The following is a 17,993-nucleotide window of genomic DNA, read 5'->3' on the forward strand; positions in this document are numbered from 1 at the left end:
ACCTCATCCCAAGACGCTCAACGCCATCGGTTAAAAAGGATTTACCCATGAACCTCGTCCAGAAAACCCTGACTGCATCCCTCCTCGCCCTTTCCGTCGGCAACGCTTTTGCTGCTGGCAGCCCGGGTGTCGAACACAACACCCAGGCCTTCCTCGAAGCCCTCGCCGCCGGCGGTGGCAAACCGCTGGAACAACTGAGCCCGAAAGACGCCCGTGGGGTGCTGACCGGTGCCCAGGCGTCGGTGAAGGTTGACCTGTCCGGCGTGGAAGTCAGCGACAAGGCAATCAAGATTGACGGTCAGGCGATCAACCTCAAAGTGGTGCGCCCGGCCAAGGTCAAAGGTGAACTGCCGGTGTTCATGTTCTTCCACGGTGGCGGTTGGGTGCTGGGGGATTTCCCGACTCACCAGCGCCTGATTCGTGACCTGGTGGTAGGTTCCGGCGCGGTCGCGGTGTACGTCGACTACACGCCGTCGCCGGAAGCGCATTACCCGACCGCGATCAACCAGGCCTACGCCGCAACCCGTTGGGTGGCCGAACATGGCCATGAGATCGGCGTCGACGGCAAGCGCCTGGCCGTGGCCGGCAACAGCGTCGGCGGCAACATGGCGGCGGTCGTGGCCTTGATGGCCAAGGAACAAAAAACCCCGGCCCTGCGTTTTCAACTGCTGATGTGGCCGGTGACCAACGCCCGGTTCGATAGCGCGTCGTACCAGCAATTTGCCGAAGGCCACTTCCTGACGCAAAGCATGATGAAGTGGTTCTGGGACAACTACACCACCGACGCCGGCGAACGTGCGCAGATTCATGCCTCGCCGCTCAACGCCAGCACCGAGCAGCTCAAAGGCCTGCCGGCCGCCCTGGTGCAGACCGCCGAGTTCGACGTGCTGCGCGACGAAGGCGAAGGTTATGCCCGCCACCTCGATGCGGCGGGTGTGCCGGTGACTTCGGTACGCTACAACGGCATGATCCACGACTTCGGCCTGCTCAATCCGCTGAGCCGGATTCCTGAAGTCAAGTCGGCGGTGCGCCAGGCTGCGCTGGAGCTCAAGACTCATTTGCAGTGAGTCCATGCCCTTCACCACACACTGGTGAAGGGCTTTTCTGTGGGAGCGAGCTTGCTCCCACAAAAAGCTCCCTTGCCACAAAAACACTCTCCACCTGCGCGACCTCATTTCTACCGGAGCATGCCCATGTCCTTTCTCTTCGGTCACCTGCTCTCCCTGAGCACCCTGCTGCTGGCCATCGACGCCCTGCTCTGGCACCTCGCGCCATTCAAGCATCGCGTCAGCCGGGTCGGCGTGCGCCTGGCGCTGTTTGTGCTGTTCAGCGCAGTGCTCATCAACGCCGGCGTCAGCCCGTTGCAGGCGCCGTTGTTTGCCGATGATCCCGTGGCGCAACTGGGGGCCACGGCACTGGGGATTCTCTGGTGGCTGTACACCGCGCGGGTGCTCACCGAAGTGATCGGTCTGGCCCTGATGCGGCGCATCGGCCACAGCGGCCGGCTGTTGCAGGATGTCATCGGCGCACTGGTGTTCCTGATTGCCGTGGTGGCCGCCGCCGGCTACGTGCTGGAGTTGCCGGTGAAAGGCTTGCTGGCGACCTCCGGTGTCGTCGCCATCGTGGTGGGCCTGGCATTGCAGAGCACCTTGAGCGACGTGTTCTCCGGCATCGTGCTCAACACCACCAAGCCGTACCAGGTCGATGACCGGGTTTCCATCGACGGCATTGAAGGCAAGGTGCTGGACATCGACTGGCGTGCCACCCACCTGCTGACCAGCGCCGGCAGCACGGCGGTGGTGCCCAACTCGGTGGCGGCCAAGGCAAAGATCGTCAACCTCAGCCGCCCGTTCAATGTGCACGGCGTGTCGATCAGCATTCTGGTGCCCAACCACATCCGCCCGCGCCGGGTACTCGATGCGCTGGACCGCACCCTTCAGGGCAGCAGCAGCCTGCTGCTCGATCCACCGCCGAAAGCCGTGCTCAAGGAGGCCGGCGAAACCATGTCCGAATACGTGGCCAGTGGCTTCATCGCCGAATTGGGCAAAAAGGGCGAAGTGCGCAATCAACTGTTCGACCTGGCCCATCGGCACCTCGAAGCGGCAGGCATTTCCCGGCAACCCGATGGCGTGATCGAGCCGTCGACCCGTGCACGGGCCTTGCTCGATGAAGTGAAAATCTTCCGCTCCCTGAACGCAGAGGAACGTGATCGACTGGCCCAGAACATGGTGGCGCAGCAATACGCGGCCGGTGAGGTGGTGCTGGATCTGGATGAAGTGCCGGACAGCCTGTTCGTCATCGCCACCGGCGTGGTCAGCGCCACTGTCCCCGACGGCGGCACGCAGATCGAAGCCGGGCGCATGGGGCCGAGTGAAGTCATGGGCGAACAAAGCATCCTCGCCGACACGCCGTCCCAGGCACGGTTCACCGCCATGACCTCAAGCATCATCTACCGTCTCGACAAATCCCTGACCCGCAGTTGCATGGTGCAACGACGGGAAGTCGACCGGGCGTTGAACAAGCTGCAGGCGGTGCGCCAGCAGAACAGCCGCATGGCGTTGATGGCCAAGCCGGTGGCGGTCAGGAAAGGTGGGTTTTTGAGTTGGTTGCAAAAGCGTTGATCAACGGTTCACACAACACCTTGTAGGAGCGAGCTTGCTCGCGATAGCGGTGGATCAGCCAGCATCGATATTGAATGGCAGACCGCAATCGCGAGCAGGCTCGCTCCTACAAGTGCAGCGTACTTACTTGGCCGTGAACTTTGTGTAGCTGTTGATCAGGTTGCGATAGTTCGGCAAGCGCTCGGACAGCAGGTTGGCCAGGCCTTCCATGTCGTTGCGCCAGTCACCTTGCAGCTCGCAGGCCACGGAGAACCAGTTCAGCAGGTGCGCACCGGCGGCCGACATGCGTGCCCAGGCCGCTTGTTGCACGGTGGTGTTGAAGGTGCCGGAAGCGTCGGTCACTACAAACACTTCAAAGCCTTCGGCAATGGCCGACAGGGTCGGGAACGCCACACACACGTCGGTTACCACACCGGCGATGATCAGTTGCTTGCGACCGGTGGCCTTGATCGCCTTGACGAAGTCTTCGTTGTCCCAGGCGTTGATTTGGCCCGGGCGTGCAATGAACGGCGCGTCCGGGAACTGCGCCTTGAGCTCCGGCACAATCGGACCGTTCGGACCGCTGTCGAAACTGGTGGTGAGGATGGTCGGCAGTTTGAAGAACTTGGCGATGTCGCCCAGCGCCAGCACGTTGTTCTTGAACTCGTTGGGCGAGAAATCCTGTACCAGCGAAATCAGACCGGTCTGGTGGTCGACCAGCAAAACCACGGCATCGTCTTTGTTCAGGCGTTTGTACGGAACGTTGCTCATTGGAAACTCCTTGATGGATGGTTGTCGCAGTCAGCGCCGACCGGTTGGGCCGGCGCTTTTTTTGAATTCGTCAGAAGGCAAAACACGAGCAGCCAAAGGCGCCCCAGAAACCGGCGAAATCGCTGACCGGCGCGTTCGACAGACGCGCCCGTTCATGACTGTGGGAATGCACCGCACACGGACCGCTGCAATGGTGAACCTGGGCCTGCATTGGCGAGGTCGGACGCCAGTGGCCCGGCACCTTCACCACCGGCGACCAGTCCGGCAGTACCGGCACACTGGCCGGCCCGAGCTTCTCGAAGTCACCGGCGCCGTACACCACCTTGCCGCCGACCACGGTCAACACCGATTCGATCCACTTGATGGCCTCTTCATCGACGCTGAAAAAATCCGCGCTGAGGGCCGCGACGTCGGCCAGTTGCCCGACCTTGATCTGGCCCTTCTTGCCTTGCTCCGACGAGAACCAGGCGCTGCCGTGGGTGAACAGTTCCAGCGCCGTCAGGCGTGAAAGGCCTTCGGCGTGCAACTCCATGCCGCCGACGGTGCGACCGCTGACCATCCAGTACAACGAGGTCCACGGGTTGTAGCTCGACACCCGCGTCGCGTCGGTACCGGCGCCCACCGGTACGCCCTCGGCCAGCATGCGTTTGATCGGTGGCGTGGCTTCGGCCGCTTTCGCGCCGTAACGCTCGACGAAATATTCCCCCTGGAACGCCATGCGATCCTGGATCGCAATGCCGCCACCCAGCGCCCTCACCCGCTCGATGTTCTGCGGGGTGATGGTTTCGGCGTGGTCGAAAAACCATGGCAGGCCATTGAACGGAATGTCGCGGTTGACCTTCTCGAATACATCGAGCATGCGGCTGATGGATTCGTTGTAGGTGGCGTGCAAACGGAACGGCCAGCGTTGCTCGACCAGATGGCGCACCACCGGTTCCAGCTCGGCTTCCATGGTTTGCGGCAGGTCCGGGCGCGGCTCGAGGAAGTCTTCGAAGTCCGCCGCCGAGAACACCAGCATTTCCCCGGCGCCGTTGTGCCGCAGGAAATCGTCGCCCTGGTGCAGCTTCACGCTGCCGGTCCAGTTCTTGAAGTCGGTCAACTCTTCCTTGGGCTTCTGGGTGAACAGGTTGTAGGCGATGCGCACGGTCAGTTGCTCGTCCTTCGCCAACTGCTCGATCACCTGGTAATCGTCCGGGTAATTCTGGAAACCGCCGCCGGCATCGATGGCGCTGGTCAGGCCCAGGCGATTGAGTTCACGCATGAACTGACGGGTCGAGTTGACCTGATACTCCAGCGGCAGCTTCGGCCCCTTGGCCAGGGTCGAATACAGAATCATCGCGTTGGGCCGCGCCACCAGCATGCCGGTCGGCTCGCCGTTGGCGTCACGCACGATCTCGCCACCCGGCGGGTTCGGCGTGTCGCGGGTGTAGCCGGCGACACGCAACGCGGCACGGTTGAGCAAGGCGCGGTCGTACAGGTGCAGCACGAACACCGGCGTGTCCGGTGCCGCCTGATTGAGCTCCGCCAGGGTCGGCATGCGCTTTTCGGCAAACTGGAATTCGTTCCAGCCACCGACCACCCGCACCCACTGCGGCGTCGGCGTGCGGTCAGCCTGATCCTTGAGCATGCGCAAGGCATCGGCCAGGGACGGCACGCCTTCCCAGCGCAGTTCCAGGTTGTAGTTCAAGCCGCCACGGATCAGGTGCAAGTGCGAGTCGTTGAGCCCGGGGATCACGCAGCGGCCCTTGAGGTCGATCACTTGGGTGCCGGAACCCCGCAGGGCCATGGCTTCGGCATCGCTGCCGACCACCACAAAACGCCCGTCGCTGATCGCCACGGCGCTGGCGAGCGGTTTTTCGCGGTCAACGGTATGGAATTGACCATTGAACAGAATCAGATCGGCGTTCATCACGGTTCCTCGTGCAATGTTGAGGGAGACAGCCAGGGCGCGAACAGACGCGTCGCCATGGGCATGAAGATGTAAACCACCGACAACACGATGGTCAGGGTGATCAGGAAGGTGGCCACCACGTAATTGGAGAGCAAGGCGTTGAGCTGTAGCAGCGGCCCCCAGAGCAGCGGCACCAGCAAGGTGTGCGGCAGGATTACCAGCAGCGTCACCACGGCCTGCTTCCAGCGCGGCGGTGGCGTACCGGCCTCGACCTGGGGCGAGAACCAGAACTCGTTGACCGGATTGACTTCGGTCTGGTCGCCATCGGCGAGCATCGGCGCGGCTTCGTTGACCAGTTGTTGGCGCTGCGGTGAGTCGAGCCAGTTCTGCATCGCCTCGGTCGAGCAAAAGCGCAGCACGCAGGTGTAGGTGTCCAGGCCGGCATTCTTGCCACGTACCACATCCACGCCCAAGTGCCCGACGTTCTGCGCGGCCACCTTGACGATGTTGCGCAGCCAGGCTTCATAAGGCACTTCGAAACCGGCCTTGACCCGGTGCTTGACGATCAGGGTCACCACCTCATCAGGCCCGGGACTTGCCGGCTCACGGCGATTGGATTCAGACATAACGCAAGGCTCCGGCGAAACGGACATTGAGCGCCAGCCGTCCCGGCCCGGCGATGAAAATGCTGGTGAACACGATCAGCAACAGCCAGCCGAACTGGCCCTCGAAGAGCGTCCACTGCGGATGCACGACCAACATCGACACCCACAGCAGAAACAGAATAGGAAAACACGCCAGACGCGCCAGCAACCCGGCGACGATCAGCAGCGGGCACACCACCTCGGCGAAAATCGCCAGCAGCAGCGTCAGGTTCGCGCCCAGCTGGAAAGGGTCTTCGATGTTTTGCAGCTCGGCGCTGTAGTGCAGCAGCTTGGGCAAACCATGCACCCACAACAGGAACAAACTGCCGCTGACCCGCAGGAACAGCAGCCCCCAGTCTTGCGCCCGATCATCGCGTCGCGAAGCGTCCATGGCCTACCCGCACAAATGAAAAACCACCGGCGTCGATGCGCCGGGACTGGATTCGATAGTGCCGGGACGGGGGGAGGAAAAATTGAATGTACGTGCTCTGTTTGCGGGAAGACCGAGAGTGGCCAATCGGCATGGAACCCTGTGGGAGCTTGCTCGCGATTGCGGTGGGTCAGTCGACTCCATGCTGAATGTGATGCAGCCATCGCGAGCAAGCTCCCACAGGGTTACTCGTTGCTTGCGGTTACTCGGTTAGCCTTGCGGATCGAGATTATCCAGCGCCCGATTCACCGCCAACTCGCCCAACATGATGATCTGCGCAATGCCCAGCAGCGCATTGCGATGAGGACTTTGCAGAAACCCCGCAAGGTCACTGGCCATGATACTGGCCGAGGCCAGGGATTCGCAGGCGTGGGCCAGTAGCGTTTCGGTATTGATGTCGGGGGCGATGACAAACATCGTGCTGGGTTTGTGCGATGGAGCCGGGTCTTTTGCGGGGTTCAGGTAGTGATCCAGCGCGCGGTCGGCGGCTTCGTGGAGCTTTCTGGAGTCGAGCGAGTCGTAGAGGGAAACGTCGTCGGATTGCGGGGGATTGGGGGTTGGTTTGCACATGGTCAAGCTCCTTGATCAATGGAGCCGCCACAGGTCGCTGCTAAACGAATTGGGTGGCGGCTGTACGCGGGTTAGCAGACCAGGGATCAAGGAACCCGGCGCACCGAAGTGCCCCACGCACAGCCACCAAATTGCAGACCGAAATGATCTTGAGGTGACACTGGCGAGCCTTGAAATTTACCGAGCTGCTAAACCCGATCGCTGCATAGACAGCGACACGGAGAACGTTAGAGATCATGACCAAGACTCACAAGCCGGCGGATTCTGGCGTAGTTGTAGGCAACGACGCAAGGCGGTGTGGCTTTCAGGAATAGAGGCTGACGGCTTTTAAACAGCGCTGTCGGAACACTGCGTATTCCCTATGGGAGCGAGCTTGCTCGCGATGGCGGCATTACATCCGGCATTGGCGTTGACTGGTCCACCGCTATCGCGAGCAGGCTCGCTCCTACAGTGGATCAGCGTATGTCTGTGAGAGATTGGTCGGCTGGCCCGCCGCCTTCGCGTTCAAGCCCGCTCCTACAGTGGGTCAGCGTATGTCTGTGAGAGATTGGTCGGCTGGCAGGCCGCCATCGCGAGCAAGCTCGCTCCTACAGAAGAGCAAAGACAGAGCGCGTACACCGCGCCGCTTCTCACCACTCATCAGGCCGAGCGTTAGCTCGCCTGCAGCTCTTGATCTTGATCCACCCGCCCCCTCGGAAGGCTGAGCGGAGGTGTTCATCCGGGGATTGGCGCGCAGCGCCGTTCGACGCAGTCGAACTCATTGCATGTAGGTCGAAGCGAAGCCGACCGGAGGGCAATGCCCCCGGATGAATACCGCAGCGAAGGAACGCCGAGCCTCAGCGAGGGGCCGTACGTAAGGGGCGAGACCTTTTGGTTCCTTTTGGGGCGTTTGCCAAAAGGGACTCGCCGTAAGGGCGAAACCGCCAGCCGCCGTTACCGCAGAAACGGATATGTACTCAGTCAGGAGGGAATATCCAAAGCCACAGACATGAACTCACCGATCCGCGACCGCAACCACCGCTCCGCCGGATCATTGTCATGCACCCCACTCCAGGCCATCGACAACTGCGCCGCCTCAATCTCGAACGGCGGATCCTCGGCCCGCAACCCACACCCCTCAACCAACGCACACGCCGCATAATCGGGCACGGTGGCAATCATCTCGGTCCCGGCGAGCAACGCCCGCAACCCACTGAACTGCGGCACCCCCAGCACCACACGACGACTACGCCCGACCTTCGCCAGATCCAGGTCGATATTGCCGCTCAAGTCCCCCGAGAACGACACCATCGCATGGGGCCGCTCGCAGTACTCATCCAGGGTCAGCGTCCCCGGCCGGGTGTCGCCGCGCAGCACTTTGCAGGGAATATCGCGCAGCTTCTTGCGCTTGGCATTGGCCGGCAGATCCGTGGTGTAACTCACGCCCACCGAGATCTCTCCCGACGCCAGCAGCGCCGGCATCAACAGATAATTGGCCCGCCGCACGACCACGACAATCCCCGGCGCCTCTTCCTGCAATTGACGCAGCAATGGCGGAAACAAACCGAACTCGGCATCGTCCGACAGCCCGACGCGGAACACATCGCAACTGGTCGCCGGATCGAACTCCTTGGCCCGGCTGACCGCGCCGGAAATGGTATCCATGGCCGGTTGCAGTTCCTTGAGAATCGCCAGCGCCCGCGCCGTCGGTTCCATGCCGCGACCGTTGCGCAGCAACAAGGGGTCGTCGAACAGATCCCGCAGACGCCCCAGCGCGGCGCTCACCGCCGGTTGGCCCATGAACAGTTTTTCCGCGACACGGGTCAGGTTCTTTTCGAACATCAAGGCTTCGAAAATCACCAGCAGGTTCATGTCGACGCGACGCAGATCGTTACGGTTCATTGGCACGGGTTCCTTGTGTGTTCGGCCAGGCGCGAATGCCGTCGACTTTACTCGATCAACGGCACGTTTGCCGCTCGTTTGTACGGCCCGTACTCCACCGGCACCCACTGGAAATGCTTGTCTTCGGCGGTGATATGACCGATGCCGGGGAATGGCAGGTGCGCCGCCGTCACCCAGGTCTTGCTGGCGGCAGCGGCACTGAACACCTGGTTGCGGCTTTTGATCGCATGCTGGCTGTCGACGTCGAAACCGATCGACACCTCAGGATGCAAGAACTGCACGGCGAGGTTGTGCACCAGGTCGCCCATGAACAGGATGCTTTGCCCTTGAGACGTGAAACGGTACGTGGTGCTCCCCGGCGTGTGCCCGGCTTCCAGTTGCGCCTCGACCACACCCGGCAGCGGTGACTGGCCGGGGGTGAAGGTCTTGAAACGGCCAGCGGCAACGTAAGGCGCGGTGGAGTCCTGGGCGACCTTGAAGAAGCCCTTGGCCGCTTCCGGTGCCTTGGCCAATGCCTGCGGATCGAGCCAGTAGTCAGCCTCGGCCTTGACGGCATACACCGTGGCGTTGGCGAACACCGGTTGCTGTTGGCCGTCCACCAGACCGCAGACGTGATCCAGGTGCAGGTGGGTGATCAGGATGGCGTCCACCTGTTCCGGTTTGTAGCCGGCCGCTTGCAGGTTGGCCGGCAGTTGGCCGGCGGTAGGACCGATGCACTGCCCTGCCCCGGTGTCGATCAGGACAAGCTGTTTACCAGTGTTGACCAGAAAGGCGTTGAAGGCGGTCTGTACCCCCGGGGTTTCAATCGAACGACGGGCCAGCAGAGCGCGGATCTGGCCCTGGCTCATGCCCTGCAATAGCTTGGGCGACAGATCGTTGTAGCCGTCGAACAGCGCCGTCACCTCGTAATCCCCCAGCGCCAGGCGGAAGTAACCGGGTACTTGTGTACCAACCTGCGCGGGCGCCTGAGCCTGTGCACCGGCGCAGATCAGAACCAGGCCGATGGCGCCGAGCGTTCCCTGCATTGTCCGTTTCATCTGTTTACCTTTTTCAGGCCAAGCGGCGGTCCGTTATAGCCCGCTCCATTGTGCGCATCTTGTGCCAATCGCCATTGCCGGCACTTGCAACGATGTGCTGTGTTCACACCCTCGGGCATGGAATTAACAACGTTTAACTCGTCAGCCATAGCGGGCGCCTCCAACAATGAAGCCCTCAGCGCAGAACAGTTTTTTTCCAGAGTAACGGTGCTGATCGCTCGAACCGGGCGCCAGCGCTTTTCCTCCCCGACCGGACAATGGCCATGGCTTACCCACAGCAAACCACCGCCCGCGCACCTGCCAGCGAACCTCGCAAGACCCACACCGGCGGCCTCAGCCCGCAACGCGAAAAACTGGTTAAACAACTGATCCTCGAACGTCTGGGCGACAGCCTGGAGGTCACTGAACTGGCACAGGCCTGCGCCCTCTCGCGCAGTCATTTCTCCCGTGCATTCAAGTGCAGCACCGGCCTCTCGCCACAGGACTGGATTCGCCAGCAGCGCATTGCCCTGGCCAAGCAATTGATCCAGTACACCGGCCTGAGCCTCACGCAGATCAGCCTCGAATGCGGCTTCTGCGATCAGGCGCACTTCTGCCACATCTTCACCCGCAGCGAAGGCATCAATCCGTTTGCCTGGCGCTGCCAGGTGGTGCATGGCCTTAAAAGCAAAAGATCGCAGCCTTCGGGCATGCACGCTAGCGTGTAGGCGCTGGCGAAGCCTGCGATCCTTCAGTCACACATCAACCCTTGAGGAACGCCAACAGGTCAGCGTTGAGCTGATCCTTATGCGTGTCCGTCAAACCGTGAGGGGCGCCCGGGTAAATCTTCAGGGTCGAGCCCTTCACCAGTCTGGCGGAGGAGACGCCCGCCGCTTCGTACGGCACGACCTGATCCGCGTCGCCATGCACCACCAGGGTCGGCACGTCGAACTTCTTCAAGTCTTCAGTGAAGTCGGTTTCCGAGAATGCCTTGATGCAGTCATAGGCGCTCTTGTGGCCGGCCATCATGCCCTGCATCCAGAACCAGTCGATCATGCCCTGGGACGGTTTCGCGCCGGGTTTGTTGAAGCCGAAGAACGGTCCGCCGGCGAGGTCGATGTACAGCTGCGAACGGTCGGCCAGCGAGGCCTGGCGGATGCCGTCGAACACTTCCAGCGGCAGGCCGCCGGGATTGGCTTCGGTCTTGAGCATCAGTGGCGGCACCGCGGAAATCAGTCCGGCCTTGGCCACGCGGCCGGTGCCGTGGCGACCGATGTAGCGCGCCACTTCGCCACCACCGGTGGAGAAGCCGAACAGCACGGCGTTTTGCAGATCGAGCAGCTCGATCAACTGCGCCAGATCGTCGGCGTAATGGTCCATGTCATTGCCCGACCACGGCTGACTGGAGCGCCCATGACCGCGTCGGTCGTGGGCGATGACCCGGTAGCCCTTGGAAGCCAGGAAAATCATCTGCGACTCCCAGCTGTCAGCGTTCAGCGGCCAGCCATGACTGAAGACAACCGGCTGACCGGTGCCCCAGTCCTTGTAGTAGATCTCGACGCCGTCGCGGGTAGTGAAGGTGCTCATGGGTGATGCCTCCTTAACGAGGGTTGGGGGGTGAATCAAACCGGTGACGGCTTCATGCGGTCCGCCAGGCGCGCCACCCGCTCGCCCAGGTGCGCGGCGGTGCAGCGATCCTCGGGCGGCGGGGCATCGTCGGGGGATTGCTCGACATTCGATTGGGCCATGGCGCCCAGCGAGCTGCCCAGGCGATTGAGCTGGCCGTTGAACGCGCCGATGCTGGAACGTGCCGGCAGCAGATCGAGGCCGACCCAGATCATCGAGTGCTGGGCGGCGAACACCGCGATCTGCAGCAAGGTGTTGAGCTTGTCGCCGCACAGGCTGCCGGAATTGGTGAAGCCCGCCGCGAGCTTGTCGCGCCAGGGTTGGGTCAGGTAGAACGCCGACGTGGCCTCCATGAACGCCTTGAAGGCCGCCGAGGCACTGCCCATGTAGGTCGGCGCGCCGAAGATGATGGCGTCGGCGCGGTGCAGCCGCGCCCAGTGCTCGTCCACTTCCTCGACCGGGATCAACCGGCAGGTGCTGCCCAGGTGCCGTTCCACGCCCGCGGCCACGGCTTCGGCCATGACCCGGGTATGCCCGTAGCCACTGTGATAGACCACCACCACGTTGCTCATTCAGGTGTCCTAGTGATGAGTTGATCTCCCTTGTAGGAGCGAGCCTGCTCGCGATGGTGTGTCAGCCACATTGGTGTCGACTGATACTCCATCGCGAGCAGGCTCGCTCCTACAGGACCAGAGTTTTGGCGTAGACCGGACGCACGACGAGTTAAACGTTGTTAATTTTCCTTGGCGCGCAAAAAGCCCCGGCAAGTCCTGCCCATCTGTCGCAGCCAATGTTTTCGGGACCGACAGCCGCTGCCTGATACGCTAGAGTCATTGCCTGCCCCTTCAGTCACTCAGGTGGCGCATTGCGCTCCGTAAAAAACCTGAGGAATATGCTCGAAAACCGCGTACTAGACGGATGCAGCAGGAGCGACTCGTTGACCCTTTCCCCCGAACAGGCTGTGCATTTCGGCCCCTACCGGGTCTACCCCGGACAACGCCTGGTGATGGAGGCCGACCAGCCTTTGCGCCTGGGGCGGCGTGCCATGGACATCCTGTTGATCCTGCTCGAGCACGCCGGCAACGTGGTCAGCAAGCAGCAACTGATCGCCCGGGTCTGGCCCAACAGCGTGGTCGAAGACATCAACCTGCGGGTGCACATGGCCGCGTTGCGCAAGGCGCTCGGCGACGGTCAGGCCGGCCAGCGCTACATCGTCACCGTGGCCCAGCGCGGGTACAGCTTCGTCGCACCGCACTCACTGGAGCAGGCCGAGCAACCGCCAGCGGCCGTGATTTGCGCACCGAACCGGCATAACCTGCCTGTGCGCCACACGCGCATGATCGGCCGGCAGACGCTGGTCGACAATCTGGTGGTGCAACTGCCACACCAGCGCTTCATCACCCTCGTCGGTCCCGGCGGCATCGGCAAGACCACCGTGGCCTTGCGGGTCGCCGAACAAATGATCGGTCGCTACCGGGACGGCATTCGCCTGCTGGACCTGGCCCCGATCAACTGCCCGCTGATGATCGACGGCCACCTGGCGACATTGCTCGAACTGGCCCTGCACGATGACGCCCCCCTGAGCGGTCTTGCCGACTGTCTGCGCGACAGGCAAATGCTGTTGGTCATCGACAACTGCGAACACCTGGTCGACGCCATCGCCCTGCTCTGCGAAAACATTCTGCGCAGTGCACCGCACGTGCACATCCTGGCCACCAGCCGCGAGAGCCTGCGGGCCGAAGGGGAATTCGTTCAGCGTCTGGAGTCGCTCGACTGCCCGCCGCCCATCGCCGTCCTCGACCGCGCCCAGGCCATGACCTTTTCCGCCCTGCAACTGTTTGTCGAGCGGGCCATGGCCAGTCATGACAGTTTTGAACTGACGGATGATGAACTGCCACTGTTGATCGACATCTGCCACCGACTGGACGGCATTCCACTGGCCATCGAACTGGCAGCGGCGCAAGTGGGCAACTTCGGATTGCCCGGCCTGCTGGCGCAGTTGCAAAGCAGCTTCCGGGTGTTGACCCAGCCCTGCCAGACGCCGCTGGCACGCCATCAGACGTTGCGCGCGACACTGGACTGGAGCTTCGAACTGCTTAACGCCTGCGAAAAGACCTGCCTGCGCCGACTCAGTGTGTTTCGCGGCAGCTTCACCCTGGAGTCGGCAGCGGCGGTGATCGTCGGCGAACACATCGAACCCCGCGAAGTGTTCGGCTCGATCACCCAACTGGTCGCCAAGTCCCTGCTGAACGTGGAGGTGGGCGACGAGGATGTTTACTACAGCCTGCTCGACACCACCCGCGGCTATGCCCTGGAAAAACTTGCGCAAACCACCGACCTGCCCGGCACTCGGGAGCGCCATGCCGAGCGTTGCCTGACGCTGATGCAACAGGCGCAGGACGACTGGGAGAGAAGCTCGACCGGCCTGTGGCTCGAACGTTATGGCCGGGCCCTGGAGGACATCCGCGCGACCCTCGATTGGGGTTTGCACGCGCAAGGGCCGCAGGCGCTGGCTGTACGTCTGGCCGCGACGTCTACGCCCCTGTGGCAGGAGTTGTCACTGCTCAAGGAACACGGCGGTTATGTGCGCAAGGCGCTGGCCTTGCTCGAGCAGTCGGCCGAGCCTTGCCCGCGCTTGCAGATGGCCCTCAAGCTGGCTCTGGGCAATGCCTGTTACCACGCTCATGGCGCCAGCACCGAAACCATTGGTGCTTTTGTCAGCGCCAGAACCCTGGCCAGCCGACTCAACGATGTGGCCGGTCAGTTGCGGGCGATTTCCGGACACCTGGCGGTCAATCTCAGCGGCGGCCAATACCAGATGGCCCTGGAACAGAGCCGGCAATTCGATCAACTGGGGCTGCATGACGACGCCCTGATGTCCCTGAGCATGCATCGATTGCGGGTGCTCGCCCTGCACTTCAGCGGCGACCAGCGACAGGCCGGGGAGCATGCCGAACAGGTGCTGCAACGCATGGCCCACAGCGGTCATCTCAACCGGTTCACCCATGGCTTCGGCGTGCAATACGACCAGAGCGTCGCGGCGTTGACCATCCACGCACGCATCCTCTGGCTGCAAGGCCAACCGGAACAGGCCTGGCGCGCAGCCCGACAGGCGCTGGACATCGCGCTGCAGATCAACCACGGCACGTCGATCTGCTACACCCTGGCGCTCGCCGGCTGCCTGATCGCCCACTACAACGGCGACACCCGCAGCGCCCGCGAGCTCCTGCGCCTGCTGCTGCAACAGACGCAGAAACACTCGGTCCTGCTGTTCCATGGCTGGGCACAACACTACGCGCGGGTGATCGGCGGCACCGATGTTCGGCCATCCAGCCGCAAGCGTGTCGGTTTGATCAAGGACATCATGGTCACGCTGGATTCGACCTGTGTCGACGATGAACTGCTCGAACGTGCGCAAAGCGGTGTTTCGGACTGGAGCACGGCAGAAATTCTGCGGGCCAGGGCCAGGACGTTGCTGGCAACCGATTGCCCGCTCAACGCCGCGACGGCCGAAACCGTGCTGCTCAAGGCACTCAACGTGGCAAAGGCCCAGGGTGCGCTGGCCTGGGAGCTGCGTAGCGCCACGTCACTGGCGCAGTTGTGGCAGCGTCAGGGCCACAGCCAAAGGGCGTATGACCTGCTGGCACCGGTCTACCAGCGCTACACCGAAGGTTTCGCCACGCCCGACTTGATGACCGTTCGCCGGCTACTCGACGAGTTGCAATGCCACCTGCCCGCCTGAAGGCCAGCACGTCTGAGTGACGTAACCGGCATAACGAATTTCGAGGGCGCGCAACTCACCACTGAGCTCGAGTTTTTCCAGTGCGTAAGTGCGGGTGGTGTTGAGGAAGCGGTAGCGGGTCACACCGCCGCCCTGTTCCTGGGACAGCAGTGACTTGAGTGTGAGGTTGTCCAGCACCTCGATCAGCGCGGCGACCGGCAACGCGTCGCAGCTGATCACGCCGATCGCGGTGTCCTGGGTGAAGGCCATCTTGAACACCGCCAGTTGCTGCAACACGGATTGTTCCAGCGGACTCAGGCGTTCATAGCTCCAGTCCAGCGCAGCCTTGAGCGTCTGGTGCCGGGGCACGGCCGTGCGGCGGCCCTGGGACAGCAGCTGAAAACAGTTATCGAGTTGCGCTTGCAACCCCACCAGCGCCAGCGCATCGATTTGCGCCGCCGCCAATTCAATCGCCAGCGGCAGGCCGTCGAGGCGCCGGCAGATTTCCCGTACGGTCTTGAGGTCTTGCTCGCGCAGGGTGAAGCCTTGCTGACGAGCCCGGGCACGGCTGACGAACAACTGCACCGCCGAATAGCCCATGACCTCGGCGACACTGCGCAGCGCTGAAGCCGGCGGCACCGCCAGCGGTGGCAGGCGCAATACGGTTTCACCCGCCGCCTTGAGGGGCTCGCGGCTGGTGGCGAGGATCGACAATCGCGGCAGCGAAGCCAGCAGCGTTTCGATCAACGTCCGGCAGCGTTCGAGCAGGTGTTCGCAATTGTCCAGGACCACCAAGGCATGCCGCTGCGCCAGCGCCTCCAGCGTGGTGCCGACCTCCAGCCCAAGGGTTCGGGTGAGGTGATCGGTCACTTGCGCCGGGTCATCGATTGCCGCCAGGTCCACCAGCCACACGCCGTGCCGATAGTGCTGCAACAACAGCTCGGCCACGCGCAACGCCACGGTGGTCTTGCCGATCCCGCAAGGCCCGACCAGGGTCATGAATCGCCGCACCGGCAGCTGCCGCACCAGGCTGCCGACAATTGCATCGCGCCCGGTGATCGGAGTGAGCCGCGCCGGCAGGTTGTGCAGGGGCTTTTTTACGGTCTCGCTCGGGAACGCTACAGGCTGCGGCAAATGCTGTACCGGGGCGACAAAACTGTAGCCGCGCTGGGGAATGTTGACGATGTAGCACTGTCCGTTCTGCCCGTCGCCCAGGGCTCGGCGCAGGGCGGCAATGTGTACCCGCAGGTTGATTTCTTCGACCACTGAGCGCGGCCAGACCTGTGCAATCAACTCTTCCTTGCTGACCACCGAACCGGCGTGCTCGACCAGCACCTGCAACACGTCAAGGGCGCGGCCGCCCAGGCGCAGCGGTCGATCGCCCTCCAGCACCAGTCGCTGACTGAGGTGCAAAGCGTAGGGTCCGAATTGCAACACCGCTTCGCTGTTTATATCTCTGAGGCTGTTCATGCGCTGTCACCCGCTGGAAGCCTGGCTCGGTACGTGAGTCCATCCCAGGCTCCGCACCTTCCTTGCAATGAGTTCACCGGTATCTTGGCAGGCCTCGGTAACGGTACAACTGCCATGGGGGGAGCGTCACGGCCATTGCGGTGCGCATGACGGACACGCGCGTTAGCTGAACTGCTCGCGGTATTGGGTCGGGGTCAGGCCAAGCTTTTCACTGAACAGAAAACGCATGTGCCGCACGCTGCCGAAGCCGCTTTTGAAGGCCACGGTCTTGAGCGGCAATTCGGTGGTCTCCAGCAGGTTCCTGGCACAATCGATGCGTGCGCTTTGCAGAAATTCCATCGGCGTCATGCTCACTTCCCGGGCGAACACCCTGGCGAAATGGCGCGGGCTCATGTTGGCCAGACCGGCCATGCGCTCGATGCTGTAGGTTTCATCGAGATGTTCGAGCACATGGTTCTGCACCCGGGTAATCGCCGTTTCGTGGGGGGCCACCGCCGCCATCAACGGGCTGAACTGCGCCTGCCCGCCCTGGCGTTTCATCACCACCAGCAACACTTTAGCCACGTCCTGGGCGACTTTTTTGCCGTGGTCCTGGGCCACCACTGACAAGGCCAGGTCGATCCCGGCGGTGACGCCACCGGACGTGATCAGGTTGCGGTCCTGGACGAAGATCCGGTCGGTCTCGACGTTCGCCTTCGGAAAGCCCTTGATCAGCCGCTCGGTGTAGTGCCAGTGGGTGGTGACACGATAGCCGTCGAGCAAGCCCGCATGCCCCAGCACGAACGCCCCGGTGCAGATCGAGCCATAAGCGGCGGACCGGCTGACGTTGTGCCTGAGCCAGTCGAGCAATGGCGGATGCCGTTCGTTGTAGGCACCGGGACCACCGGGCACCAATAGCAAATCAAAACCCTCGCAAGCCTGATCGATGTGCAGGTCGGCGTGCACGCTCACCCCGTTGGACGCCCGCAGTGCGCCGGGCTCGGTGCCGATGGTCGACAGCACATAGTGATCGTCGGGTTTCAGATAGCGATTGGCGATGGAAAACACTTCCATGGGCCCGGCCATGTCGAGCAGGAGAAAGTCGGGAAACAGCACCATTGCCACGGTTTTCATGGGTTGGAATTCACTGGGATCAAATAAGGTCGGTCCGCCAAACACCGGGCCCTTGTGGGAGCGAGCCTGCTCGCGAATGCGGTGTATCAGCCAACGTTGATAGCGACTGACACGACGCCTTCGCGAGCAGATCCGCTCCCACAGGGTCTGCGCCCGGCATCAGGGAGTGCTGTGCATTATGGCCAAGTACGACGTAGAGGTTGGAAAATAATAGCTGATTCGCTCTCATAAACTGTCAACCTGACCGAGACAGTATTTCA

15 protein-coding genes are annotated in these 17,993 nt (G+C 62.4%); 4 read left to right on the plus strand and 11 right to left on the minus strand.

All coding sequences use genetic code 11. The annotated features are described in order from the left end of the window. Positions 1-47 precede the first annotated feature (47 nt). Both AC3ITA_RS17695 and AC3ITA_RS17700 read left to right on the plus strand, forming a co-directional pair. Positions 48-1,067: an alpha/beta hydrolase gene (locus tag AC3ITA_RS17695; RefSeq protein WP_489278072.1), complete on the plus strand. Its 1,020-nt coding sequence runs from the start codon at positions 48-50 to the stop codon at positions 1,065-1,067. 126 nt (positions 1,068-1,193) lie between these two features. Continuing rightward, complete coding sequence (locus tag AC3ITA_RS17700; RefSeq protein WP_489278074.1) at positions 1,194-2,621, plus strand: mechanosensitive ion channel domain-containing protein; 1,428 nt, start codon at positions 1,194-1,196, stop codon at positions 2,619-2,621. A gap of 123 nt (positions 2,622-2,744) precedes the next feature. On the opposite strand, the gene ycaC is transcribed toward AC3ITA_RS17700, so the two are convergent. The 7 genes from ycaC to AC3ITA_RS17735 form a co-directional block, all read right to left on the minus strand. Then, on the minus strand, positions 2,745-3,371 hold the full coding sequence (ycaC, locus tag AC3ITA_RS17705; protein WP_095942850.1) for an isochorismate family cysteine hydrolase YcaC: 627 nt from the start codon (positions 3,369-3,371) through the stop codon (positions 2,745-2,747). 70 nt (positions 3,372-3,441) lie between these two features. Next, positions 3,442-5,280 (minus strand): amidohydrolase, encoded by a 1,839-nt coding sequence (locus AC3ITA_RS17710; RefSeq protein WP_489278076.1) that lies wholly within the window; start codon positions 5,278-5,280, stop codon positions 3,442-3,444. Continuing rightward, positions 5,280-5,888 (minus strand): antibiotic biosynthesis monooxygenase, encoded by a 609-nt coding sequence (locus tag AC3ITA_RS17715; protein ID WP_489278078.1) that lies wholly within the window; start codon positions 5,886-5,888, stop codon positions 5,280-5,282. Before AC3ITA_RS17715 ends, AC3ITA_RS17710 begins: the two co-directional genes overlap by 1 nt. Continuing rightward, positions 5,881-6,297, minus strand: coding sequence for a DoxX family protein (locus tag AC3ITA_RS17720; protein WP_150674299.1), 417 nt, complete (start codon positions 6,295-6,297; stop codon positions 5,881-5,883). The genes AC3ITA_RS17715 and AC3ITA_RS17720 overlap by 8 nt, the downstream gene beginning before the upstream one ends. 249 nt (positions 6,298-6,546) lie before the next feature. After that, positions 6,547-6,906, minus strand: coding sequence for a DUF6124 family protein (locus AC3ITA_RS17725; RefSeq protein WP_489278080.1), 360 nt, complete (start codon positions 6,904-6,906; stop codon positions 6,547-6,549). Positions 6,907-7,866: 960 nt separating this feature from the next. Continuing rightward, positions 7,867-8,787: a LysR family transcriptional regulator gene (locus AC3ITA_RS17730; protein WP_414928152.1), complete on the minus strand. Its 921-nt coding sequence runs from the start codon at positions 8,785-8,787 to the stop codon at positions 7,867-7,869. Positions 8,788-8,834: 47 nt separating this feature from the next. After that, positions 8,835-9,824, minus strand: a complete 990-nt coding sequence (locus AC3ITA_RS17735) for an MBL fold metallo-hydrolase (RefSeq protein WP_489278082.1) — start codon at positions 9,822-9,824, stop codon at positions 8,835-8,837. A gap of 263 nt (positions 9,825-10,087) precedes the next feature. On the opposite strand from AC3ITA_RS17735, the gene AC3ITA_RS17740 reads away from it, so the two are divergent. Then, positions 10,088-10,531: a helix-turn-helix domain-containing protein gene (locus AC3ITA_RS17740; RefSeq protein ID WP_150674297.1), complete on the plus strand. Its 444-nt coding sequence runs from the start codon at positions 10,088-10,090 to the stop codon at positions 10,529-10,531. 34 nt (positions 10,532-10,565) lie between these two features. Here the strand turns inward: AC3ITA_RS17740 and AC3ITA_RS17745 are convergent, their stop codons facing one another. After that, the gene (locus tag AC3ITA_RS17745; RefSeq protein ID WP_095942841.1) at positions 10,566-11,390 is read right to left on the minus strand and encodes an alpha/beta fold hydrolase; all 825 of its coding nucleotides are present in this window, start codon (positions 11,388-11,390) and stop codon (positions 10,566-10,568) included. A 35-nt stretch (positions 11,391-11,425) separates the two neighbouring features. Next, positions 11,426-12,001 carry a flavodoxin family protein gene (locus tag AC3ITA_RS17750; RefSeq protein WP_095942840.1) on the minus strand — a complete coding sequence of 192 codons (576 nt, stop codon included), beginning with the start codon at positions 11,999-12,001 and terminating at the stop codon, positions 11,426-11,428. Positions 12,002-12,366: 365 nt separating this feature from the next. On the opposite strand from AC3ITA_RS17750, the gene AC3ITA_RS17755 reads away from it, so the two are divergent. Then, a complete protein-coding gene (locus AC3ITA_RS17755) occupies positions 12,367-15,171 on the plus strand; it encodes an ATP-binding protein (RefSeq protein WP_489278085.1) in 2,805 nt (934 codons plus the stop codon). Here AC3ITA_RS17755 and AC3ITA_RS17760 read toward each other — a convergent pair. Further along, positions 15,136-16,620 (minus strand): ATP-binding protein, encoded by a 1,485-nt coding sequence (locus tag AC3ITA_RS17760; protein WP_489278087.1) that lies wholly within the window; start codon positions 16,618-16,620, stop codon positions 15,136-15,138. The two genes, AC3ITA_RS17755 and AC3ITA_RS17760, sit on opposite strands and share 36 nt — an antisense overlap. Before the next feature lie 162 nt (positions 16,621-16,782). Then, entirely contained in the window at positions 16,783-17,733 is a 951-nt protein-coding gene (locus AC3ITA_RS17765; protein ID WP_489278088.1) for a GlxA family transcriptional regulator, read from the minus strand. Positions 17,734-17,993 lie beyond the last annotated feature (260 nt).

The organism is Pseudomonas sp. GL_090, assembly GCF_057837765.1.

Coding starts and splice junctions, on each gene's coding strand:
- AC3ITA_RS17695 (WP_489278072.1), top strand. CDS start 48: ATGAACCTCGTCCAGAAAACCCTGACTGCATCCCTCCTCGCCCTTTCC.
- AC3ITA_RS17700 (WP_489278074.1), top strand. CDS start 1,194: ATGTCCTTTCTCTTCGGTCACCTGCTCTCCCTGAGCACCCTGCTGCTG.
- ycaC (WP_095942850.1), bottom strand. CDS start 3,371: ATGAGCAACGTTCCGTACAAACGCCTGAACAAAGACGATGCCGTGGTT.
- AC3ITA_RS17710 (WP_489278076.1), bottom strand. CDS start 5,280: ATGAACGCCGATCTGATTCTGTTCAATGGTCAATTCCATACCGTTGAC.
- AC3ITA_RS17715 (WP_489278078.1), bottom strand. CDS start 5,888: ATGTCTGAATCCAATCGCCGTGAGCCGGCAAGTCCCGGGCCTGATGAG.
- AC3ITA_RS17720 (WP_150674299.1), bottom strand. CDS start 6,297: ATGGACGCTTCGCGACGCGATGATCGGGCGCAAGACTGGGGGCTGCTG.
- AC3ITA_RS17725 (WP_489278080.1), bottom strand. CDS start 6,906: ATGTGCAAACCAACCCCCAATCCCCCGCAATCCGACGACGTTTCCCTC.
- AC3ITA_RS17730 (WP_414928152.1), bottom strand. CDS start 8,787: ATGAACCGTAACGATCTGCGTCGCGTCGACATGAACCTGCTGGTGATT.
- AC3ITA_RS17735 (WP_489278082.1), bottom strand. CDS start 9,824: ATGAAACGGACAATGCAGGGAACGCTCGGCGCCATCGGCCTGGTTCTG.
- AC3ITA_RS17740 (WP_150674297.1), top strand. CDS start 10,088: ATGGCTTACCCACAGCAAACCACCGCCCGCGCACCTGCCAGCGAACCT.
- AC3ITA_RS17745 (WP_095942841.1), bottom strand. CDS start 11,390: ATGAGCACCTTCACTACCCGCGACGGCGTCGAGATCTACTACAAGGAC.
- AC3ITA_RS17750 (WP_095942840.1), bottom strand. CDS start 12,001: ATGAGCAACGTGGTGGTGGTCTATCACAGTGGCTACGGGCATACCCGG.
- AC3ITA_RS17760 (WP_489278087.1), bottom strand. CDS start 16,620: ATGAACAGCCTCAGAGATATAAACAGCGAAGCGGTGTTGCAATTCGGA.
- AC3ITA_RS17765 (WP_489278088.1), bottom strand. CDS start 17,733: ATGAAAACCGTGGCAATGGTGCTGTTTCCCGACTTTCTCCTGCTCGAC.